The organism is Bremerella alba, from assembly GCF_013618625.1.
In the GTDB taxonomy this organism is placed as follows: domain Bacteria; phylum Planctomycetota; class Planctomycetia; order Pirellulales; family Pirellulaceae; genus Bremerella; species Bremerella alba.
The window spans coordinates 129,054-153,029 of sequence record NZ_JABRWO010000006.1 but is presented as its reverse complement, the minus strand read 5'-3'; the positions used below and the strand labels follow the sequence as shown (position 1 = coordinate 153,029).

15 protein-coding genes are annotated in these 23,976 nt (G+C 51.6%); 9 read left to right on the top strand and 6 right to left on the bottom strand.

Going from position 1 to position 23,976, the window contains the following annotated elements; genetic code table 11:
* Positions 1 to 30: 30 nt before the first annotated feature.
* From HOV93_RS25770 to HOV93_RS11735, 3 genes are all read right to left on the bottom strand, one after another.
* The gene (locus tag HOV93_RS25770; protein ID WP_235990231.1) at positions 31 to 3,780 is read right to left on the bottom strand and encodes a sulfatase-like hydrolase/transferase; all 3,750 of its coding nucleotides are present in this window, start codon (positions 3,778 to 3,780) and stop codon (positions 31 to 33) included.
* A gap of 47 nt (positions 3,781 to 3,827) precedes the next feature.
* Complete coding sequence (locus HOV93_RS11740; RefSeq protein ID WP_207396696.1) at positions 3,828 to 4,295, bottom strand: hypothetical protein; 468 nt, start codon at positions 4,293 to 4,295, stop codon at positions 3,828 to 3,830.
* Positions 4,296 to 4,357: 62 nt separating this feature from the next.
* Positions 4,358 to 5,299, bottom strand: coding sequence for a DUF1559 domain-containing protein (locus HOV93_RS11735; RefSeq protein WP_207396695.1), 942 nt, complete (start codon positions 5,297 to 5,299; stop codon positions 4,358 to 4,360).
* 419 nt (positions 5,300 to 5,718) lie between these two features.
* On the opposite strand from HOV93_RS11735, the gene HOV93_RS11730 reads away from it, so the two are divergent.
* Complete coding sequence (locus HOV93_RS11730; protein ID WP_207396694.1) at positions 5,719 to 7,158, top strand: sulfatase; 1,440 nt, start codon at positions 5,719 to 5,721, stop codon at positions 7,156 to 7,158.
* Here the strand turns inward: HOV93_RS11730 and HOV93_RS11725 are convergent.
* Positions 7,155 to 7,925, bottom strand: coding sequence for a GntR family transcriptional regulator (locus tag HOV93_RS11725; RefSeq protein ID WP_207396693.1), 771 nt, complete (start codon positions 7,923 to 7,925; stop codon positions 7,155 to 7,157). The two genes, HOV93_RS11730 and HOV93_RS11725, sit on opposite strands and share 4 nt — an antisense overlap.
* A gap of 432 nt (positions 7,926 to 8,357) precedes the next feature.
* Here HOV93_RS11725 and HOV93_RS11720 point away from each other — a divergent pair, with 432 nt between their 5' ends.
* The 8 genes from HOV93_RS11720 to HOV93_RS11685 all read left to right on the top strand — a co-directional run bounded on the left by HOV93_RS11720 (position 8,358) and on the right by HOV93_RS11685 (position 19,208).
* Positions 8,358 to 9,905 carry a sodium:solute symporter gene (locus HOV93_RS11720; protein WP_207396692.1) on the top strand — a complete coding sequence of 516 codons (1,548 nt, stop codon included), beginning with the start codon at positions 8,358 to 8,360 and terminating at the stop codon, positions 9,903 to 9,905.
* A 54-nt stretch (positions 9,906 to 9,959) separates the two neighbouring features.
* Positions 9,960 to 10,883 carry a dihydrodipicolinate synthase family protein gene (locus HOV93_RS11715; protein ID WP_207396691.1) on the top strand — a complete coding sequence of 308 codons (924 nt, stop codon included), beginning with the start codon at positions 9,960 to 9,962 and terminating at the stop codon, positions 10,881 to 10,883.
* Positions 10,884 to 10,887: 4 nt separating this feature from the next.
* Positions 10,888 to 12,522 (top strand): L-fucose/L-arabinose isomerase family protein, encoded by a 1,635-nt coding sequence (locus HOV93_RS11710; protein WP_207396690.1) that lies wholly within the window; start codon positions 10,888 to 10,890, stop codon positions 12,520 to 12,522.
* 4 nt (positions 12,523 to 12,526) lie between these two features.
* Positions 12,527 to 14,188 (top strand): FGGY-family carbohydrate kinase, encoded by a 1,662-nt coding sequence (locus HOV93_RS11705; RefSeq protein WP_207396689.1) that lies wholly within the window; start codon positions 12,527 to 12,529, stop codon positions 14,186 to 14,188.
* A gap of 210 nt (positions 14,189 to 14,398) precedes the next feature.
* The gene (locus HOV93_RS11700; protein ID WP_207396688.1) at positions 14,399 to 15,205 is read left to right on the top strand and encodes an IclR family transcriptional regulator; all 807 of its coding nucleotides are present in this window, start codon (positions 14,399 to 14,401) and stop codon (positions 15,203 to 15,205) included.
* Between the two features lie 98 nt (positions 15,206 to 15,303).
* Positions 15,304 to 16,221: a DUF1559 domain-containing protein gene (locus HOV93_RS11695; RefSeq protein ID WP_207396687.1), complete on the top strand. Its 918-nt coding sequence runs from the start codon at positions 15,304 to 15,306 to the stop codon at positions 16,219 to 16,221.
* Between the two features lie 23 nt (positions 16,222 to 16,244).
* On the top strand, positions 16,245 to 16,661 hold the full coding sequence (locus HOV93_RS11690) for a hypothetical protein (RefSeq protein WP_207396686.1): 417 nt from the start codon (positions 16,245 to 16,247) through the stop codon (positions 16,659 to 16,661).
* A 48-nt stretch (positions 16,662 to 16,709) separates the two neighbouring features.
* Entirely contained in the window at positions 16,710 to 19,208 is a 2,499-nt protein-coding gene (locus HOV93_RS11685) for an FAD-dependent oxidoreductase (RefSeq protein WP_207396685.1), read from the top strand.
* 48 nt (positions 19,209 to 19,256) lie between these two features.
* On the opposite strand, the gene HOV93_RS11680 is transcribed toward HOV93_RS11685, so the two are convergent.
* Positions 19,257 to 20,726, bottom strand: a complete 1,470-nt coding sequence (locus HOV93_RS11680) for a DUF1501 domain-containing protein (protein ID WP_207396684.1) — start codon at positions 20,724 to 20,726, stop codon at positions 19,257 to 19,259.
* A complete protein-coding gene (locus HOV93_RS11675; RefSeq protein ID WP_207396683.1) occupies positions 20,723 to 23,812 on the bottom strand; it encodes a PSD1 and planctomycete cytochrome C domain-containing protein in 3,090 nt (1,029 codons plus the stop codon). Before HOV93_RS11675 ends, HOV93_RS11680 begins: the two co-directional genes overlap by 4 nt.
* Between the last annotated feature and the right edge of the window lie 164 nt (positions 23,813 to 23,976).

Sequence of the window (23,976 nt, the reverse complement as noted above, 5' to 3'; positions counted from 1 at the left end):
CACCGGTTCACTCAAGTGAATGCCTAAACATTAGTTTCGGTTTAGACGAGTTGCTAACTGTTCGCTGAGTGTCTGCCGAGCAGCCTGATAGGGCGACTCATTTGCCACGTTGGCCGATTCTTGGGGATCTCGCTTGTGATCGTAGAGTTCGACGGCATTTATCTTGCCGGTCTTAAAGTCGCGCCATTCGGTATACCGGAAATCACTTGTGCGTAGCGAGTAGCCCATGACCTCTGGTTTACCTCGGTAATATGCCGGACGTGGGTGTTGCGTCAAAGCGCCGTTTCGCACCACAGCTTTGTGGTTTTCAATAATCGGCACCAAAGTCTTACCTTCGACCGACGGCGGGGGAGAGATTCCGCATAGCTGCAAAAGCGTGGGATAGAGATCAACCAATTCGACTAATGAATTGCTTTGCTTGCCTGATGTAGTCATTCCGGGTTGGGATATGATCAGAGGAACTCGGGCATCCAACTCAAAATTGCTTGTCTTACACCACAGGTCATGCTCGCCTAGATGCAATCCATGGTCGGACCAAAGCACAACGATCGTGTCTTTAGCGAGACCTTCCTTCTCCAATTCATCGAGCACTTTTCCAATCTGAGCATCGAGAAAAGAAATGGCCGCGTAATAGCCGTGATTCAGTCTTAGATTGACCTCTCGAGAGATATCTCCCTTCCTCGGAATATCTGTGTAGCCGCGAACTTCACGACTATCATGGAGAGCAATCTCGGGAGCATCCGAGGTTGGTAGAGTCTTGGTCTGCTGTGCTATCTCTTCGAAATCGTACAGGTCCCAATATTTCTGCGGAGCATTAAAAGGAAGGTGGGGCTTCCAGAAACCGACTGCCAGAAAAAATGGTCGATTGTCCTGTGCCCGCTGTTGGATTGCCTCAACAGCAGCATTCGCGATACGGCCATCAAGATACGCCTCGTCAGGCACATCTACCTTTTGGATGGATGGCCCCTTGGGCACCTGATGCATTTCAAAAGGCTCCCCATCGACGTACCAATCGTTGGAATGGGCACCCCAGTCGTATTTTGCCGGAACGCTCCACGACTGCTCGTCGTTCTGAATTTCCTGGCGATAGTTGTGAAACACTTTACCAATATTTTGCGTAAAGTATCCTTCCCGTTTGAAACGCTCTGGCAATGTGACCACATTCGGATGGGTTTCCCGAAAATGCGTTGCCAGGTTCCAGATTCCCAAAGAATCGGGATATCTCCCGGTCATAACCGAAGCACGTGAGGGATTACACAATGCCTGTTGGCAAAAAGCTTGTCGAAACAACATGCCGCGAGCTGCTAGAGCGTCGATATTGGGCGTATCGGCTATCGAATCACCATAACACCCCAACTGCACGCGAAGATCATCGACGACGATGAACAACACGTTTGGTTTACCTGGTACAGACTGAGCGGATTCATTTGACTTGCGTTCAGGGGTGGGAGGTAACAAGAGAATCCCCCCGGTCCAGGTCAGCTGAGGTATCGCGATTCGATCTCCGGTCGACAAGTCACACTCGTAAATTCGCATTTTTGTGCTTCCGCCATCGGTGTAGTGAAACACTGCCCCCTCAACCAGCTTCCATTCAGGCAGCTCGGAAGGTTTGACCGACGCCGAGATAGCTAAGTAAACGGTCGCGTTCTCCGTGGCGGTCACGAACGCAGGTTCAGATTCTCCGCCATTGCCGCGCAGGAACTGCCACCCCTGAAAACGCTTGGGCACAGACTCCCAAACATAAGGTCGGTTTCCGTACGCTTTTGAACCATTGTCAAATGGATGAAGAGAAATCTTCCTTCGTTCGACTTCCACAGAGCCTACCTTCTTAGCCTCGTATGGCTTCCAGTTATTCTCCAGAAGGTAAAAGTGGCCATCCTCCGCACCAACAAACAGGTCGGGGCGATTGTCTTGATTCCAATCAACAATGGTGGGACTTGTTGTATGCCCTGCAAGGCGATGCGGATGAACTTGAACAGGAGCATCAAACGCCCAGGGCTTATCCTGTGTAGATACATTACGCATCAGGTCAATGCTGCGACTGTTGAGGAGCAAGTCTAATTTGCCGTCACCATCCCAATCGGCAAAACAGATTTTACGTCGGCCGCTTCCCCCAGCATTTTTTGCGTTTAGTCGTAGCGGCTCACCTCTCCGATTGGTGAAAATCCGCTTACCAGGGCGCAAGACCAATTGATCGCCAGCCTTTTCCCGTTGAAACCACGCCAAGTAACCTTCATGATCCAAACAGACCAAATCATTCAAACCATCCTTATCTAGGTCGATAACAACCGGCGTTGTGCGCCACTGGGTAGCCAATTGCTTGCCGTCAGGCTTCCACCAATTCCACGCAGGATGAGGCGGAGTTCCTGTCCACTCAACTTCTACCGGCTTTGCTTCTGCCAATTCATCGACCGAGCCAGTGTTACGATACCACTGGATCTTTCCCCAGATTGAATTGACCATCAGGTCATCCTTGCCGTCATGATCCCAGTCAGCAACGCTTAACGTGGTGTATCCCCATTTCGCCTCGGCTGGTCCTTGAATCGATCCATTAGGTCCGGCCTGGGGGCGGATAGGTTTACCACCAACTTTCAGCAGTTTCGCATCGGCCCACTTCGGCGGGTTTCCACCATCTAAGTTCTCGAAGAAGGCAATATTCCCGGCCGAGTTTCCCGTGATGATGTCGTCGTCACCATCACGGTCCCAGTCAACACTAACTGGTGTCGCCAGTGCACCGAACTTTAGTGCATCGGCTTCTTGCTGGAAGTATTTCGGTGGAAGGAATTGTGGGAGACCATCAATGACTTGGCCGGTATTCTCAACCAGCGCGACTCGACCATCTTCATCACCCACGATAAGATCCCAGTCTCCGTCCTGATCCCAATCAAATGCAGTGGGCGTAATCATTTGTAGGTCCATCGCCAGCGGATGTCCCTCAAAATTGAGACGCTTGCCGGTCGCGAACTTCGGTCGCTCTCGGGTACCAATATTCTGGAAATACGTGAAGCCGTCTAGGAACTCACCGCAAAGCAGATCCAAATCCCCGTCCCCGTCGAAATCAGCCAAATTCGGGGAAGGCATTCCAAAGACATCCACTGGTTGTCCATCTGCCTCAAGTCTCGTTGGTTTGGCATAGGTTGGCTTGTCGGTCGTTCCGGTATTGCGAACCAGATAGACATAACCATGCAGCGGCCCGCGAGTCCAATTCCCTTCGTCATCGAACGCATCGTCCCAACCATATTCCTTCCAATCGCCTACGCCAATCAACAAGTCGGTTGCCCCATCGTTGTCATAGTCGACGTAGCGCCATTGGTTGGCACGCACACGATTGGGGTGAACATTTTTGGTGGGATAGATCGACTTGGTTTCTCGGAATTCTTTGCCCAGAAAGTTCACCCATTCAGTACCAGGAGAAAGGACCCGAGGTTTTCCATCGACGTATGAGACATGCACGGAATGCATACCGGGACCGATTTTGACTGGCGGCTTAAATGTTGGCGACTTGCCGTCGTCGCCGGGGTTCTCGAATAGATACATTCCGTTGAAAGGAACGTCGGGACACGACACCACCAAGTCCGTATCTCCGTCTCCATCCCAGTCCATGGGCATAGGCCAGGCCCATAGCCCCACCCCTAAATCAACTTTCAATCCGGGATTTCGGTATTTCACCGTCGCTAAATCATCATCCGCATTGACTTGCGACTCACCACAGCAGACAGCGAGCAGCAATAACGCAAAGGCGGTCGTGCGTTTTAGCAGTAAAGTGGGTTCTTCAAGCATGGAAAGGCATTCTTAGGGAGGGAAAACGAAATTCAACTTTGACAACACTATTGCGAAACCGTCAGTACTAATTGCGGTTTGTTTCCTTCAGTCACAACCACTGCTTTCAGATTGGCAGATTTCTCGGGCAAGTCGATCTCAGCCATCAAGGAACCGAATAATGGCCGACCTTCTTCAATTTTCATTTCGCGGCCTTCGTACTCTATGCCGTCGAAGGCGCGAAGTTCGACACGGTGAGGCCCACCGACAACGCCACGACCGTTGTTTTCCGTCGAGAACTTACCATCTTGAATCCGTGCTTTGCCTTGCGGGCCCTTGTTTCCACGACCAGTATCTGGCGTAAATATCAACTCGCCGGTAGGGATAGGCTTTCCATCGTACGTGGCATCACCAGATAACACAAAACGATCCGAAGTTTCCGTCTGGCATGCGAGCGACGAAAGGCAACCCATTACCAACAAGCAGATAAGGTAAGCCAATTTGTTCGCAGGCAGCCCTGAAAAGATGGCGTTCATAATAATGAGTTCTCGCAGTTGTGTTTTTAGTCGCGATAGGAATCTCAGGGAATGAATCTTCGTTAAGGCTTGGAAATCGGCTCGTTACCACTTCGACTAGCCATTGAGAGCAATACATCGAAGTCTGTCGTCTCCGGCAGAAACGAAACCGATCCATCTCCTAAGGCGAACTGGGCACCGCCGGGATGATTGCTGGAAAACGGCCGTGAGTTGCCATAGGAACCACAAGATTCATTGGGGCCGCAGAAATTAACGCTGTATTCGAGATTCTTAAAGGCCGCCGCATCGCATGGCCACCCAATCGTGTTGCTGGTCCCGGCAATCCAACTCGTCTCTCCTTCAAAGCGTTCGCCAATAACTAGCGTATTCGAACTGCCGTCAGTAATGTCGCCGAATCGGACCTTGGAATCGACATACAACGTTCCTCCGGTGGCCATGCCGCGGCGTTCGCTGGCGCCAGTACAAGCGGAGTGGTAAGCATTTCCGATAAGAACGGGGTAGCTTTGACCGGTCTGCGGATTGGTCCCGATGGGCCCGGCGACGCCATTGTAATGCTGCGTATATGTATTCTGGCCACTCACTTGGCCGCTCCCCCAGACGCCCCGTTGTTTGTCACTTACGTTACTAGGGCAATGGAAAGTATCAGGAACGATATCGAGCGTAAGTGGCTTGTTTGCAGGATAGCCAGATGCGGTCCACACGATCTGATCCTCGATGGCCGATTGCTCGATGAACGACAAGATACGAGCATGCCAACTCAGTTGATTTCCATCCTTATATCCACCAGGCGGGAATGCACCGAAGGTGTCGTGGTAATTATGCAGTGCCAAGCTCAATTGCTTCAAATGATTGCTACACTGCATACGCCGAGCCGCTTCCCGGGCTGCCTGGACTGCCGGCAATAACAAGGCAATCAGAACTCCAATAATCGCGATCACTACCAACAACTCGACCAACGTAAAACCGTGGGGCCTTCGACCATTCTTTGGATGGAAATCGGTCATGAGAGAATCCTTGCGATGTAAGGAAGTCGTTTAACGAATAGAAATCATGAAAAGAAAATGCAGTGTGCGGGTTTTGATCTCTCGCAATTGAATCCAGTTGCTCCGGAAACAACCGGAGCGTTATTGACGATTAATTAGCAGGCGATTTGACTCATACGGGGAGCACAGACGATAATAGCATCCCGCTGGGATCCCAAGATATGGCACAGCCAAAATGAAATCAAGTTTTTTCTTACCGCTTGTTGCCAATTTTTCCAGGCTAGCTCGACTTGTCCGCTGGAAGTGATCGCATAGTCGATTGAGACGTCTTGATCCTTTCCACACTACGTCTTACTTGTTTAACGATTGCTAAGCACTTTTCAGTCTTCCGAACCAACGAGTTCTAAATTGTTTCGAGGCTTTTACTTTTGGAGCGTCCCATGATCTCTCCGCGAATATTTCCGCTCCTGACTCTCATCATGTTTTTATGGATGCCAATACAAATCATTGCGGCGGAACCACCTCAACCCAATGTCGTCTTTATTCTTGCCGATGACTTGGCATGGTCGGATCTGGGCTGCTACGGCCACCCCTGGCATCGAACTCCCAATATCGATCGACTGTCGAGGGCCGGTATTCGATTCACCAATGCTTATGCGTCGGCACCAATCTGTTCGGCCTCACGAGCTAGCCTGATGACAGGGAAAACAACGGCCCGTCTAGGTTTCGAATTCGTAACAAAGAATGCCGCCGGCGGGCAAAACTTAGATGTCCCAACGGCCCTAATAGCACCTCCACTCACGCTCAACCTTCCCCTTGTTGAACGGACGATCGCTGAGAGACTAAGCGATTTGGGCTATGACACCGCGTTCTATGGAAAGTGGCATTTGAACCAACATCACCGGCGATATCTGGGGTGGAGCCCCACACATGGTCCCAAGCAGCAAGGGTTTCAAGTCGCCGAAGAAGATTTTGGGGCGCACCCATATTCGTGGAATCGCAATCTGCCAGCAGAAATCGACCAAAAGGGAACCTTCATTGCGGACTCGATGGTAGAGAAAGTCTGCCGATATATTCGAAAGCCACATAACAAGCCATACTTTGTCATGGCTTCGTCGTTCTACGTTCACACGCCTGTGAGAACACCACTAAGGTGGCTGACTAATCACTATGAAAAGACCATTCCTCTAGACTCTAAGAACCGAGCCAATCGCATTAAGTACGCGGCTTTTCTAGAGACACTCGATCACCATGTTGGCCAGATCATGCAAGCTGTGGAGGATAGTGGCCAAGAGGACAATACGCTATTTGTCTTCTTTTCCGACAATGGAGGGCACCCGGAATTTACGGCTAATGGGCCGCTCCGTGGATCCAAATGGAATCTCTACGAAGGAGGAATCCGTGTACCGCTCATCGTGCGTTGGCACGGTTATGGAGAGCCCGGTTCTGAGAATGATACCCCCACAATTGGATATGACCTTCCTTCCACCATCGTTCAGGCAGCCGGCGGCCGAATCGATGAAGTAGACGGCCGAGCAATTAATATAAGCGGAGATTCCTCGCAGCAAGCTACTATGAGGGACCTCATTTGGCACTTTCCCTATTACCATCCAGAGCGTGGCTACGGCACGGCCAAACCGACCATAGGTATCGACGATTTCGCGGTTAGCAAAACCACGCCCCAGTCTGCGATCCGTCGAGGTAATTACAAGTTGCTTTGGTTTGCCGAAAACGATCACGTCGAGCTTTTTAATCTTTCCAGTGACCCGTCCGAACAAATGAACCTCAGCGAAATAGAGACAGAGAAGTCGGCAGAATTGAAAGAGTCGCTTCACCGATATCTGCAAGCTCATCAGGCCAGAATGGCAACTCCGCGTTAAGTTTCACCAGATTCAATCTGATTGATTTCTTCCAGTAAATCCTGAGGCAAGGCGAGTGGCAGAGCATTCCTCGCGTCCCCCATTGCCTGATGACGATCGAACGATTCGAGTGCCAAGCGTCGGCTCTCACGAATATGTTCCCGCATCCAGTAACGAGCCTTTTCCCCGTTTGCACGCTTCAAAGCTCGCAATATGCGACGATGGTAGCGATAGACGCTTGTTACAATTTCCAAATCGTGCGGCTCCCGTTTCGCAGTGAAAATGCGAGAAAGCACGCGAAGATCCGAAACTATCTTCATCATCCGGCGGTTTCCGCTGGCTCGCAATATCACCATATGGAACCCCATATCCGCCGCTAAAAACTTCTGCATCAGCTCTGGACTGAATGTCTTCTCCTTGCTGTCACGCAATTCCCGGCCAAGTATCAATATTTTTTTGCAGAGAAGCGAAAGGATCTGCTTGTCTTCACTGGTGATATTTCCGGCGATCGAATCCGCAGCGTGACTTTCCAAAGCCTCGCGAACTTCATAGAGTTCGGCCATTTCCGAGCGATCTAACGAATGCACGATCGTTCCGAACCGCGGCACTTGACGCACCAACCCTTCAACTTCCAACTGCCGAATCGCTTCTCGGATTGGCATTCGGCTCATGCCGATTTCTTTGGCGAGCATAAGTTCGGAAATCTGTGTGCCGGCAGGTAGGTCGCCCGACAAGATCCGCTGCTGAATATATTGATAGGCTTGCTTACGCCGCGGAGTCTTTTCCATAAGTTCCAAGTTGAGCAAAGGGCCAGGTAACCGCCTAGAGCAAATGCACTTAGACAAACACGTAAATCTGCTGTCCCAAGTGGCATTCTAACAAAACAACGCCCCAGACGCATGACTCAACTGTTGCAATCAACTTTAAGAAGCTTTGATTCGTCTTCGCAGCGTGGCCAATCAACTGCCAAAATGCTCACGTCCACAGAACCAACTATGATTGATCGCGTCCGTTCCCATCGCTGTCTTCAAAGAGCAAAGACTTTGTGTCGTATCGTTGTTTTGCATCGGAACCAATAAATGCCACAAACGCAAACGCTGCACGAAAGGACTTGCACGACTGTCTCATGGCGTCCATACTCTGGGATACCAGTGGTATTCCAATGCATTCGGATCGACGTTTACTTGTAATACGCACCGAATTCGAACGAGGCTTTTCCTGTGCATCAATTTGCTATCGCCGATATCGTCGTGCTCGTGACATACCTTCTTGGCGTGGTCGGGCTTGGCGTGTGGTTCTTTCGCAAAAACCGCAACCCAGAAGGGTACATGGCCGCCGGTCGCTCGATGCCAGGCTGGGTAGTCGGACTCTCAATATTCGGAACGTACGTTAGTAGCATCAGTTTTTTGGCATTACCAGGCAAGGCTTTTTCAAGTAATTGGAATGCCTTGGCATTCAGTGTTTCCCTACCTCTGGCGGCCTGGGTCGCTACGACCTGGTTCGTGCCGTACTACCGAAAAGGTGATGCGGTTTCAGCTTATCAACACTTGGAACAGCGATTTGGAGTGTGGGCCCGCACCTACGCCGCAACTTGCTACCTTTTAACCCAGGTCGCACGCATGGGGTCGGTAATGTACCTCTTAGCGCTGCCGCTTCACCAACTGTTAGGCTGGAATGTGCCAGCGTTGATCTTGATAACTGGTGGTCTCACGACGCTTTACACACTTCTAGGCGGGATCGAAGGTGTCATCTGGACCGATGCTCTGCAAAGCGTTGTACTAGCAATAGGCGCCGTTGCATGTGCGATTATTCTTCCCATGAGCATGCCAGAGGGAGCGTCGCAGATGCTGGAGATCGCGACTACCCACAACAAGTTCAGCCTTGGCTTGTTGGGACTAAGTCTTTCCCAGCCTACGTTTTGGATCGTCTTAATCTATGGGATGTTTATCAACCTGCAAAACTTCGGCATTGATCAAAGCTATGTGCAGCGCTATATTGCCGCAAAATCGGATCGTGATGCCCGGACGTCGGTCTGGATCGGGGCATTGGTCTATGTGCCGATCTCCATTATCTTTTTGTGGATTGGTACTGCACTTTTTGCCTACTACAACGCTCAGCCTGATCTTCTGCCGGAATCCCTCAAGGCTCAAGTCGCCGAGGGCAAGGGAGACGGCGTGTTTCCTTATTTCATCGTCGATGGACTTCCCACCGGTATCTCTGGACTGCTTGTCGCCGCAATCTTTGCCGCTGCGATGAGTACGCTCTCTACAAGCTTGAATGGGGCAGCGACCTTGACGCTGACTGATTTCTACCGCCGCTTTATCCGCCCCGAGGCTAGCGAGCGCGAGTCGATGATCGTCCTCTACATTAGCACCATGGCATGGGGTGTAATCGGCACGACAACCGCAATCGCCATGATGGAAGTTCAAAGCATTCTGGATGCCTGGTGGCAGTTGGCCGGGATCTTCAGCGGAGGCATGCTTGGCTTATTCCTCCTGGGAATGACCTCGCGGAAAGCGGGGAATCGAGCTGCCGTTGTTGGTGTTGTGCTCGGCGTGCTGGTCATTCTTTGGATGACCCTTTCTCGCACAGAAGCCTGGCCCGCAGGATGGGCCACGGTGGCTAGTCCCTTTAATAACTATCTCGTCATTGTCTTTGGGACACTTACGATATTGCTGACTGGCTGGCTCCTAACAACATTTTTCAGTCGATCCGTGCCATTGGACGCTACCGGCGAGACTGATACACCACCCAACGATAACTCCTGATACTAAGTGCCACAATTGTCATCGCGAACCCTTTCTCTTCAAGGTAACGACTTAGTGAATTCGCTCAGCAAACCGTTTCACGGAATCATTCCGCCTCTTGTGACACCGTTGACCGGACGGGACCAATTGGACCATGACGGCTTACAGCGATTGATCGAACATACGATCACAGGAGGCGTACACGGACTGTTCATCCTGGGTAGCACCGGGGAAGCTCCCAGTTTAAGTTACCGACTGCGACGAGAGCTGGTCGATGCAGTCTGCAGGCAAGTCGGCGATCGTACTCCAGTGTTAGTAGGTATTACCGACACGGCCTTCGTTGAATCGGTATCCCTGGCTCAGCATGCAGCCGACGCTGGGGCTGCAGCAGTCGTCTTAACAACGCCATATTACTTCCCCGCAGGCCAGACTGAACTGATTAGCTACGTTCGAAACATTACGCCAAAGCTACCTTTGCCGCTGATGTTGTACAACATGCCACAGCTTACCAAAGTGTGGTTCGAAATTGAGTCGTTGAAACAACTTGCCGACCTCGACGGCATAGTGGGACTCAAGGATAGCAGCGGTGACATGACGTACTTCGAAGAGGCTGCCAAGCTTAAAACCATTCGTCCTGACTGGTCGGTTATGATTGGACCGGAAGCCAAATTACCAGAGGCGATGCGTCTCGGAGGCGATGGCGCTGTCGCCGGTGGGGCGAACGTATTGCCAAGATTGTTTGTTGATTGCTACGAAGCAAAGCTTGCCAACAACAATGTTGAGCTGGCAGAATTACACGATCGCATCAACGAATTCCAGCGTATCTATGAGATTGGCAAGTACGCATCTAAATATATTAAGGCCACCAAGTGTTGCCTTTCATTGATGGGGATTTGCAACGATTTCATGGCCGAGCCCTTCCATAGTTTTCACGTGCCACAGCGGCAGCAAGTCGCTGACATTTTGAATCAGCTCGATATCCCTGTCACCCAAAGCTAAGCTTATGTCCACTCAGCGTCCCCCTGTTCAATTGGTCGCCAGCGGCGACTCTCGTCTTTCCGCAAATCAGAAATGTTGGCCCGCCCAGAATGCCTTAGAAGAAGCACTGAATAACGCTGTCGAAAAACTAGGCTACAGCGTCCAGCGTGCTCATCTGGTAACAGACCAGGGGCACGGATTCATCGACAGTCAAAAGCGAGGCATGGAAGTATTTCGCACGATTGCTCCTGACGCTCCGCTGATCGTAGCGGAAGCCGTCTGGCAGTATTCGCATCATGTCTTGGCTGGACTTCTCAGCCATCAAGGGCCCATTCTTACCGTAGCCAACTGGTCCGGACAGTGGCCAGGGCTGGTAGGGATGCTCAACCTGAACGGTTCGCTTACGAAAGCCGGCGCTGAGTATTCTACGCTTTGGAGCGAGGATTTTACCGATGACTTTTTCCTGGGACATCTGAAGACTTGGCTGGAAACCGGTACGGTTCACCACACGACCGACCACGTCGCCTCGCTTGAGCCGAAATGGATTCCGCAGTTGGCCTCGCAAACGGGCAAACGACTGGCAGACGAACTACGCCAGGACAAAGCAATAATGGGAGTCTTCGACGAAGGCTGCATGGGCATGTTCAACGCGATCATTCCCGACCATCTTCTCCATCCTCTCGGTGTCTTCAAAGAACGTCTTAGTCAATCGGCACTGTATGCAGAAATGCGCGAAGTTAGTGACGATGATACCAACAAGGCTTTCCAGTGGTACCGAGACCAAGGCATGAAATTCCACTTTGGGGAAAGCGACGTCGAAGATTTGACGCCCAATCAAGTGCTCGAACAATGCCGTATGTACATCGCGGCCGTTCGTCTGGCCGATCAATTTGGCTGTGAAACGATCGGCATTCAATATCAGCAAGGCTTAAAGGACCTCACGCCGGCAAGTGACTTGGTTGAAGGAACGCTCAACAGCACCAGCCGCCCTCCGGTTTTCGACCGACATGGATCCAAGGAACTCTACGCGGGACAAGCGATTCCTCATTTCAATGAAGTCGACGAATGCGCTGGCCTCGATGCCATGATGATTCATCGTATTCATCGCATTTTGCGACAACCGGTAGAGACAACACTTCATGACCTTCGTTGGGGATCTCCCGATCAGTCGGGAACCACGACACAGTATGTCTGGGTCTTTGAGATCTCCGGCTCAGCACCTGCGGAACATCTTGGAGGATGGAACCAATGTCACGGGTACCGCCAACCGCCGATGTATTTTCCTAAAGGGGGTTCAACGCTCTCGGGAGTATCTCGCCCCGGTGAAATCATCTGGTCACGTATTTACATTGCCGATAACGCGCTTTATATGGATCTCGGTCGCGGCGAGTCGCTTGCACTTCCTCCTGAGGAAACGAAACGACGTTTAGAGGGTACCACCGCAGTCTGGCCTATTATGCATGGCGTCACCTACGGCGTTTCTCGTGATCAAATGATGGCCAAACACAAGGCGAATCACGTCCAGGTGGCTTATGCCGAGGACGTAGCAGCGGCGGATCAAGCTTTTTGGACCCGGGCCGCAATGGCCACAGCATTGGGAATCCGGGTCAATCTATGTGGTACCCAGAAAGATGGTTCAAGTTGGCATAAGAAGGGTTAACCGCATGAGTGATAGCCATTTCATTGGAGTAGATGTGGGCACCGGAAGTGCTCGAGCAGGCGTTTTCAATGGCCAAGGAACAATGCTCGCTTCGGCCGTCTATCCGATCGAGACTTTCCGTCCACAGGCCGACTTTGTCGAACAGTCCTCTAACAACATTTGGCAATCCCTTTGCCAGTGTGTTCGCGAGGCGGTTTCTGATGCCGCAATTGACGTTGCCACGGTTCGTGGTGTTGGGTTCGATGCAACGTGCTCTCTGGTTGCGACCGACGAAAATGGGCAGCCTGTCACGGTCAGTCCTGATGGCAACGATGATCAGAATGTGATTGTCTGGATGGACCACCGGGCGACTGCTCAAGCCGCTCGAATCAATGAAGGGGCCTACGATGTCTTGAAGTATGTCGGGAATGTAATCTCGCCCGAAATGGAAACCCCAAAACTACTCTGGCTTAAAGAGAACCTTCCCCAATCTTGGCAGCGTGCCAAGAAGTTTTTCGATCTACCTGATTACCTGACTTATCGCGCAACCGGGAACGAAACTCGCTCACTTTGCAGTACCGTTTGTAAGTGGACTTACTTGGGACACGAGAGTACAAGCGACGAAACCGGACGTTGGGATGCCTCGTACTTTGAATCGATCGGGTTGGGCGACTTGGTAGAAGAGGATTTTACCCGTATCGGATCGTGTATTCGGCCGATGGGAGAGGCCATCGGTAATGGCCTCTCGCGTGAAGCTGCCGTCGAATTAGGTCTGCTACAAGGTACAGCAGTCGGAGTTTCCATTATTGATGCCCACGCTGGCGGAATCGGAATGATTGGAGCAGCGCTCGAAGGAGTCTCTCCGGATGCCAAAGAACTCGATCATCGACTGGCACTGATTGGTGGAACATCCAGTTGCCACATGGCCGCATCACAAGATGCTCGCTTTATTTCAGGAATTTGGGGGCCTTATTATTCGGCCATGATTCCCGGAATGTGGCTCACCGAAGGAGGTCAGTCAGCGACCGGGGCATTGATCGATTTCGTGATCAACAATCATGGAGCAACTGCCGAGTTGCATCGACTTGCTGAGACGACCAATCAGAGCATATATGATCTCTTAAACGAGCGACTGAAATGCCTATCTCGAGATCGCCAGATACCTGCATCGCTCGCCCGGGACCTTCATGTTGGTCCGTACTTTCATGGAAATCGTTCCCCATGGGCAGATCCAACTCTGCGTGGAATGATATCTGGACTCTCGCTTTCAGCAACTTTGGACGACCTGGCCGTGCTCTACCTGGCGACGATTCAGTCGATTGCGTACGGAACACGGCACATCATCGAAGTGATGAACAACGCCGGATACCACATCGATACAATCTTTGCTTGTGGCGGTGGTACTAAGAACGACGTTTTTCTTCGAGAGCACGCAGATATCACTGGTTGCCGTGTTGTATTACCCCAGCAGTCAGAATCCGTACTACTGGGAAGCGCAATGCTAGGAGCCGTCGCCTCCGGCGAAAAGAAAGACCTTTTACAAGCAATGGCGACAATGAGCTCTGCGGAAAGAATACTTGAACCTAAGAAAGAGGCGACTTCACGGTTTCATCAAGCGAAATACCAAGTCTTCCGCCGTATGCACGACGATCAATTGGCCTACCGCAAGCTGATGTCTTCCGACTGAATCCATCACGCATACTCGTCTAAGTAAATAATCCAAGCCCCGGAACTGGCAATCAGCTTCGGGGCTTTTTCTGTAAGTGTTCCGGAAACGCCTGTAACTTAATTTTGGTAATTTACGATTTTCCTTGCGTGTTTGTTATGTCAAACGATATACTACCAGTCAAACATGGGTATTTTTAATTAGTTCGATGACGGCAAAAGGTATCTGGCCATGATTTCAAAGAACGACACGCTCGACCAGCGGTACCATGTTCCCAGTCTGGTTCGAGCTCTTCAGATCTTCGAGTTTCTAGCTTCCGAACCGGAAAGCCTTGGGATCTCTGAGATCTCAACCCGGCTGTCGCTCCCCAAAAACAGCGTTTTTCGTATTCTGACGACGCTTGCCGACTATGGCTATTTAAATCGCGAACCAGTTCAGAAGCGTTACGTGCTCTCTCGAAAACTACTTGCGCTCGGATATGCCGCAATTGATGAAGCGAATTTGGTAGAGAGGTCGCTCGGACCGATGCGTAATCTGCGAGACGTCACTCAAGAGAGCGTACTCATCGGAACGCTCAGTAATCATCGTGGTGTTGTCTTAGAACAGCTTCCTAGTCCCCAGCCAATCAAGGTGATGGTAGAAATCGGCCATTCGTTTCCACTTCATTCTGCCGCCCCAGGAAAAGCAATCTTGGCTTACTTGGAAGAAACGCATCGAAAGGCAATTGTCGATTCCATAACCTTCGAAAAGCTTACCAATCGGACGATCACTAAGAAGTCGGATTATTACAAAGAACTTGCCCTGGTCGCACGACAGGGTTTCGCGCTTGATCAGGGAGAAGAAGTTGATGAGATCCACTGCATTGCTGCGCCGATCTTTAATCGTCGCTGCGAGCCTATTGCTTCGATCTGGGTGACAGGACCGAAAACGCGCCTGACAAAGAATCGATTTCCAAAGGTTCGATCCGCCGTGATGGAACAAGCACAAGTAATCTCTAAGCGACTTGGTTGGGACACGGTCGCACCCGCTATTACTTAATAGTTCTCATCTTCAGAAGTGTAAGTCACACATTTATCCTCGTCCGTTTCTAATCTTTCGCAATCCTTTTCAAAATCCCCAGGCAAGGACCCTCGGCCATGAAACGAAACGCTTTTACACTCGTTGAGCTACTCGTAGTCATTGCGATCATAGGAGTTTTAATCGCGTTGCTGCTGCCTGCCGTACAACAGGCACGCGAGGCGGCGCGACGAATGCAGTGCTCCAATAACCTGAAGCAATTGGGACTGGCACTGCATAACTATAGCGACACATATGGCTCATTTCCGCCTGCTGGCATCACCACAAACCAGTTGAGCTGGAACGTCTTCATTCTGCCCTTTATGGAAAATGGAAACCTCCACGATCTGGCCAATTTTTCCCAAGGAACCTTGCAAGATCCAGGCAAGAAAGAAGTGGGCGCAAACCGAGTCGATGGTTTTCTTTGTCCCAGCGGCGTCGACCAATACACTGGGTGGAAGCATGCCAACGCTCAAGTTCCCAGCGGCAGTGGAATTGAGCCCTACACGACCCACTACTATGGCGTCATGGGTCCTAGTGGAACCAACCCGGAGTCGGGAGGCATCTACAGCGTGACGGCTTTGAACGTTGGGCACTATGGTGGTTACGGCCAGCAAGGTGCATTTACCTTTCCCCAGCCCGCCGCCTTTCGAGACTTTGTGGATGGTACATCCAACACATACGCGGTAGGTGAAATTTCTTGGAGTACGGCTACCCTGCCAAATACCACAGCCCGCAATTGGGTTTTCGGAGCCAACGGCAGTTTCGATCAGACGGTAGAAAATCGAGCATTTCCAACAGCCAAAAACATTTATTATCCCATCAACACCAACATCATAAGTACCTTCAACAATACGTCTTTCGGTAGTCTTCACCCGGGTGGAGCCATGTTCGCCAGAGCAGATGGCTCGGTGCGATTCGTGCCAGAAACAATCGATTTTGATGCCTTCCTAGCCACTGCCAGCCGTGACGGGGGCGAGGTCCCAACCGAGAATTAAATGCGTTTCCATAAGGTGGAACCATGGATCCCTATCAACGACATCAACGATTTCATTGTATCTGGCAGTTGCTTTTGATCGCTGCAGCTGGATGTGGTGCTGCCCAATCAGACACCTATAGAGTCTCGGGGCAAGTTAACTTCGACGGTCAGCCGGTCCCTGCCGGAACTATCCTGTTTCAGCCCGACAAGTCCCAGGGAGCAAGCGGTCAAGCAGGGCTGGCCATTATTCGAGATGGTCAATTCGATACGGCAGCGGAAGGAGGACGTGGCACTTCCGGAGGAGCTCAACGAGTCCGCATCATCGGTCTCGATGGAAAGCCCGTAGAGATGGGTCCCAATGGCGTCCCTTTGTTCTCCGACCATACGGAAAAGGTCAGCCTTCCCCAAGCAGACTCTACGCACAACTTTGATATCCCCAAGAGGACGCGAAGACGTTAGTTCCTCGCCATACCCCATCCCCATACTCCCCTCATTGAGTTTAAAACGATGCGACAAGTTATCGACCTATTCTGTGTTGTTGCTCTGCTCTTTTCGATTGCACTCCCGACCCTTGGGCATGCTGAAGAGATCGAAGCCGATCTGTTAGTGGTCGGCGGAACAGAATCTGGCTGCGCAGCCGCCGTTCAAGCGGCGCGCATGGGTGTCAAGCGAATCGTACTGGTCAACGACATCGAGTGGTTGGGCGGGCAGTTTAGTGCCGAGGCACTCGGAGCGATCGACGAAAACCGCGGGCACGGGTACAACGGGACCGTGCCCATTCCGCGAAGTGGAATTTTTCGGGACGTCATCGATGCTATTGAAACAAAGAATGCCGAGCTATACGGGGGCGTACGCCGTCCAGGCAATACTCGCGTCATCACCACCAGCCGCCCCGTCGTGTCCGAACAGATTTTCCGTGAACTGCTGGCTCCGTATGAGGCCTCAGGGAAGATCCACCGCTATTCGAACTACGTCGTTGAATCGGTACTTATGGAAAGTGATCGCGTCGGTGGCGTTGTGTTTCAATCCTCCAGTGGCAAGCCCAAACTGACCGTCCGCGCTAAGATGACAATAGACGCCAGTGATTGGGGGGATGTCATCCAAAAATCGGCGGCGAAGTGGGATGTCGGGCTCGATGCTCGTGACGAATATGACGAAGCGAGTGCTCCGGAATCTGGCGAACCAGCAACCGACGTCAACCCCATCACGTGGTGCCTGATTGTCGAAGAGAAAACGGAAGACAGTCTTATTCCTCAACCCGAAGGCTACGACGAACGTTACTTTACAGGCAAGTGGGGATGGATTGACGAGAAGTTTGCTTACACCACACGGCGTTTAGTCGACGGAAACGGGTACGACCAGATTGATCACCCGGATGTCTTGCTCATTAATACGCCTCCCATCGATTACCCCTTGGACGTTTTTCCGGCCAATGTAGCCAAGGCATTAGAAGAGACAGAGCAGGGCTCATCTCAAAAATCTTTGGCGGCCATGACGCCGGATCAGCGGGCCATCGTTTTTGCCGATGCCCAGAACCATTCGCTTAAATTCCTTTACTACCTTCAGCAAAAGTTTCCGAAGTTTAGAAAGATGGGGCTAAGCTCCGAGTTTGGGACGGCCAATCAACTGCCACCTAAGCCGTACATTCGCGAGAGTATCCGTCTGAAGGCTGAGCACGTACTTCGCGAACAGGAAGTGCTGGGCTTCGAAGCACGTTCGAACTACGCCACGACGATGTTTCCCGATGCCGTGTTCTCCTGGCAGTTCGAGCTCGACTTTCATCCAACGAAACGCTCTTGGCGAACTGATAAGTTGGACGACGGCCCCTGGGAAGCTAGTTTTCGCGGAAATCGACGCTTTGGACGTGAAGGGACCGGTCGAGCTGTCTTTCCGCTGCGAGCCCTAGTTCCTTCCGGAGTTGAAGGTCTGCTCGGGGCGCAAAAGAATCTCGGCTATACCAGCATCGTCAGTTCTTCCTGTCGCTTGCACGATCAATCGATTCATGCCGGACAGGCCAGTGGAGCTGTCGCGGCCGTTTCACTTCGGCATGGCACGAATCCTTCTCAACTTTCCTGGCAACGAGAAAGATTGGCCGAGATCTGGGATGGTTTGCTCGACGGCCAGGATGGCGCCCCCTTAGTCGTTTGGCCGTTCGCGGATGTCGATCCTTTTGAACCAGGATTCGCCGCAATTCAGCAGCTGGCCTTGCGGCGTTTACTGGAGCTAGGGCCTGCTGACGTAACATTTCGAGCCGACGACCCCGCTGCAGATAGCTGGTACGCACAAGTTATCTCTAATGCTGCCAAGCAAGGGTATGATGTGTCGGCTCTCAGTGAAAAACCTGTTCCAGCGACACGTCGAGAGGCTGCTCGACAAATTTGGGCAGTTCTCGCCAAGCAATCGACGCCGAATTGGAATCGACTTGATTCCCACGATGCTGATGTAGATGGAGTACCTGACGAGAATGATCCCTTGCCGTACACACCGGGATGGAAATCATGGAAGCACGATTCCACACGCGATGGAATTCCAGATCACGAAGGGGAGCTCGCAAGTAACGCAATTGGCATCAACTTCACTTCCGCGAACAGTCCCGATGTACCTGGGTTTCAGAAAGATATCGGGCTTCCTTATCAGGCCAATGCGAGATACGGCTGGCATCAGGATCTGACAAAGAACATCCGCGACCGCGGAACGCACGAGACACCGCTTGCCACAGCGTTTGTCTTCACGCGGGTCGAAGATGTCTGGGAGTACACTTTACCCAATGGACGCTACCGGGTTTCGGTCTGCCTTGGCGATGCTGGGCACGAGCAGCTTGGGCAGAACTTACAGATTGAAGGGAAAGTGGTCGCAGAGAACTTCGATACGCAATCAGGTAGCTTCATCGAGATTACCTCGGACGTCGCAATCGAAGACGGCAGATTGACGCTCACACTTGGGAAGCCCAAGGGTGGCAGCAATACCTGTATAAATTGGTTGGTTATTGAACCAATACAGCAGTAGCCATAACAGAACCTAGCGTTGGCTAGATCAAGCAGGCTGCCGGCAATGCTATGCTAGAATATCCCTGATCACGTGCCCATGAACATCCGTCAGTCGGAAATCGCGGCCTTGGAAGCGATACGTAAACCGCTCGTGATCGATGCCTAATAGATGTAATATCGTCGCCTGCAGGTCATGCACATGCACCGGGTCTATCACAGCATTGTGACCGAATTCATCGGACTGGCCATGAGAAACCCCTCGCTTAACACCACCGCCGGACATCCATAGCGAGAAGGCGTAAGGATGATGGTCACGTCCCCAGGTTTTCGTTTCCGATATCGCGCCTTGTAGAAACGGCGTCCTACCGAATTCTCCGCCCCAAATGACCAGCGTATCTTCAAGGAGACCTCGCTGTTGAAGATCTTTAACAAGAGCCGCACTTGGGGCGTCGGTATCGTTACATTGGATCTTCAACTGCGAGTTGAGATTGCGGTGCTGATCCCAGCCTGCATGCATCAATTGAATAAAGCGGACACCACGCTCGGCAAGTCTCCGTGCCATTAGGCAGTTGTACGCGTAAGACCCTTTCCGCTGCACATCCGGTCCATACATGTCTAGGATGTATTGCGGCTCTTTGGAAAAGTCAGTTAATTCAGGAACCGAAGCCTGCATCTTGTAGGCCATTTCATACTGAGCCACACGTGTGGCAATCTCTGGATCACCTGTCCTTTCCGCAGCAAGCTCGTTTAATTGAGCCAGGTCATCCAACAGTCCGCGGCGCATTTCCCGACTAATTCCACTTGGATTCGAGAGGTAAAGCACCGGATCGCCCGCCCCACGAAACTTCACGCCTTGAAATTTGCTGGGCAAAAAGCCGCTTCCCCAATAGAAGTCATAGAAGATCTGTCCACACGAGGCCTCTTTGTCTCGGCTGGTCATCACCACATACGAGGGAAGCTCTTGGGTCTCAGAACCAAGCCCGTAGGTCAGCCATGCCCCCATGCTGGGACGACCAGCCATTTCGGCCCCCGTAAGAAAAAACGTAATTGCCGGGGCATGATTTACCTGGGTCGTGTGCATCGACTTCAAAAAGCACAACTCATCGACAATTTCCGCCGTGCGTGGCAAAAAGTCTTCAGCGATCCAGGTTCTACTCTTCCCCCGCTGAGCAAACTTGGTGATCGGTGCGAGACAAGGACGAGCTGACTGACCGCCGGTCATCGTACTGAAACGCTTACCACCAACGACCTGGTCAGGGATCTGCGTACCATGCATTTCCTGAAGCTTCGGCTTATAGTCGAATAGGTCGACGTGCGACGGTGCTCCATTCTGAAACAGATAGATGACCCGCTTCACCTTTGGGGGAAAGTGTGGCAAAGTGAATCCGTTACGGGGTACAGCGGCCGACGAATCACTACCTAACAGCGAGCCCAACGCAACGCTACCAAGACCAATTCCAGTGCGGCCCAACAATTGGCGGCGTGTTATCGCAATCGCATGATCTTTTTGAGGACTAGATATTTCATGCGTACTCATGGTCGATTGAGGACCTCGTCTAAGTTCATAAGAGCATTACAAAGCGCGGTATAAGCCGCCAACTGTACCACGGAAATTGAACTATCTGGCTTGGACTGTCCAATCGTTAGAAGCTGCCTGGCCTTGGCCAGGTCACCATTAAATTCGGATTCCAGAAGCTTCAGTCGGTGACGAACGATACTCAATTCTTCCTCGCTGGGTGGCCGGGACATCAGGTATAAGTAGATTCGACGGATACGATCTTCCGGTTCTTCGACTTCCTTGATGACGCGGGTGGCCAGCATTCGTGCCGCTTCGACGTAGGAGATGTCATTGAGCGTAGTCAAAGCGTGCAATGGTGTATTGGTGGTCGCTGTTTGCACGGAACACGTTTGCCGATTCGCCACATCGAAAAACATGGTCGGACCAACGATGCGCCGCCAAAACACATACAAACTGCGTCGGTAAATTGCGTCTCCTTGATCCTGCTTGTATTTCTTTTTACCAAACGTCGCTTCAGCCCATATTCCCTCAGGTTGGTACGGCTTGACCGGTGGGCCACCCAGTTCGAGCGATGCCAACCCACTAACGTGCAGTGCTTGATCGCGAATCATCCACGATGGCAAACGGAATCGGTTCTGCCTTGCTAAAAGCGCATTCTCCGGATCGCGTTCACGCAGGTGCTGCGTTTGCAGGGCACTTTGGCGATAGGTTCCACTGGTAACAATCAAACGATGCATGGCCTTTACGTCCCATCCACTCGATTGAAATTTTACTGCCAGCCAGTCAAGTAAATCGGGATGAGTAGGGAGTTTACCCTGCGTACCAAAGTCTTCTGGCGTCGTCACCAGACCTTTTCCAAAGAAGAGTTGCCAGTAGCGGTTTACAATGACACGCGACGTTAACGGATTATCAGTTTCGACCAACCACTTTGCCAAATCCAAGCGATTTAGCGGAGCATTGGTTGGCAGCAGCGACGGAAGGGCTTCAGGCACACCAGGGGTGATCACATCACCGACGGGTTTGTCATATAGTCCTTTTTCAAGAATCCGCGTTTCACGTCTCTTTGCCAAACTATCCATGACCATTACTTTGGTCTTGTCGAGCGATTCTCGAAGCTTAGTGCGATCTGATTCCGCTTGTTGAATCTGTCGAGAAAGTCCCTGATAGGCATCTCCGTTAGGAGTCTTTCCCGAATAGATTTTGCTGCGAAAGAGCCGACGAAGCTCGTTCGTCTCTTTGTCCGACCGCGTCTCCACAGTTTTTCTAAGAATTTGCTGCGCCTCTAGCGGAACCGGCTCCTTACCATCCCAAGTTCCGATGGAAAGTCGTACACGGGCCAAAGTATGTGCGGGGTACTTGGACTCGCAGCGCAACACAAAGCGAATTTCAGTGCCGCCGTCGAATCCAAAAGGCTGACTCGTATTGAATATGGCCGTGTTGCTTTGCTTGCGGCGGAAACCTTCTGTCGCCCAACCACCTCCTCCGGTCGTTTGGCCATCGAAGGCGGCTTCAATCGGATGGCCGCTTTGGGCATGATCTGCCTTACCACTTGAAATCGTTAATTGCACTTCACTTTCGTCTGTTCCGTTCAATGGTCTAACGAAGACCTCGAACTCACTTAGTACCGCATTACCGTTGTCAGCTCTGCCGGTACTGCCAGCTGGTGAAGAAACATCATCCTCGATCGCCTCTAATCGAATTGATTTCAGGTTTTGGTGATCCGTTTGAGCAACAATCGTAATAACATCCTGATCGGGGCGAGCACCTTCCGCCCTGAACGAACCATCTTCGAGTTTGACTAATTTCGACCTTCCGCTTGTCTGAAAATGAACCAGGGTGGGTATTATCCACGGCTGTGCAGACTGCTGCTCGGCTTCCCATCTTGCCTGTGCCGAATCTGCGGCAGTATCATCCTGTAAAATCGCTTTGTTCAAACGGGCAATCTGTTGATCGTACTGGTTTAATTTTTTGCGATTTTCTCCACTGACGTAGGCAATGGCCGGGGGAATCGCACCACCGCGAATTCCCCCCGCTTCTGAAGTTTGATTGAAAAAATCATAAAGCGCGAAATAGTCCGTGTGGGTAATCGGGTCGAACTTATGGGTGTGACACCGACAGCATGTGTAGGTTAGACCTAGCCATACGGTTGCCGTCGTTTCCGTTCGATCAAATACATTTTCAACACGAGTCTCTTCAGCGATTCGTCCCCCTTCGCCATTGTGCATATGATTCCGATTAAAGCCGGACGCAATTACCTGGGCATGCGTGGCGTGGGGCCTTTGGTCTCCTGCCAATTGATCGAGAGTAAATTGATCGAACGGCATGTTTTCGTTTAGAGCATTGATCACCCAATCTCGCCAGGGCCACATCGTACGTTCGGGATCTCCCTGGTAGCCATTGGTGTCGGCGTAGCGGGCCGCATCGAGCCATGGCCACGCCATTCGTTCTCCGTAGTGAGGAGAGGCTAGAAGCCGGTCGACCACTTTGTCATACGCATCCGACGAGTCATCATCGAGAAATTCCCCAATCTCCTCAGGCGTGGGTGGCAGGCCAATTAGATCGAGTGTTACACGCCGAATGAGCGTTCGTTTGTCGGCTTCCGCTGAAAGAGTTAAGCCTTCGTTCTGTAACCGAGACAGAATAAATTGATCGATGGGATTGCGAGCCTGATGCGATTTCTCAACCGCCGGCAGTTCTGGCCGTTTCGGAGCAACGAAAGACCAATGGGGCGACCAAAGAGCTCCTTGCTGAATCCATGTCCTGAGGAGGCTTGCTTCTTGTTCTGACAGATGAGGTTTATTCGCCTTCGGCGGGGGCATCTGCATCGACTCGTCGTCGGTCAACACACGTAATAGAAGTTCGCTCTCGTCAGGCCTACCGGGAACGATAGGAATACTTCCCGAATCGGCCTCCTGGATTGCACCTTCACGGACATCAAGCCGAAAGCCACCATAGCGTTCCTCTTCATCAGGACCATGACACTGAAAACAGCGATCCGAAAGAATGGGTCGGATTTGTCGATTGAAATCGACAGGCTCATCAGCCGATGCCGTCACGCATAATAGCGCAACCACCGGCAGTGTGCAGTATAGGCGATGCCACATAGCTGAATCGGGCAGGTTGAGGTAGGAGTAACGAAGGAGATGACTCTGGGATCGTAATTTAAAGCGTTTGAGCAAACAACTTTAATCTTAGCAGATCAGGCAAGTTTAGGCCTACGGAAATTTCTACTTTCTATTCCTAGCATTTGCTCACCAAAGATCGACCG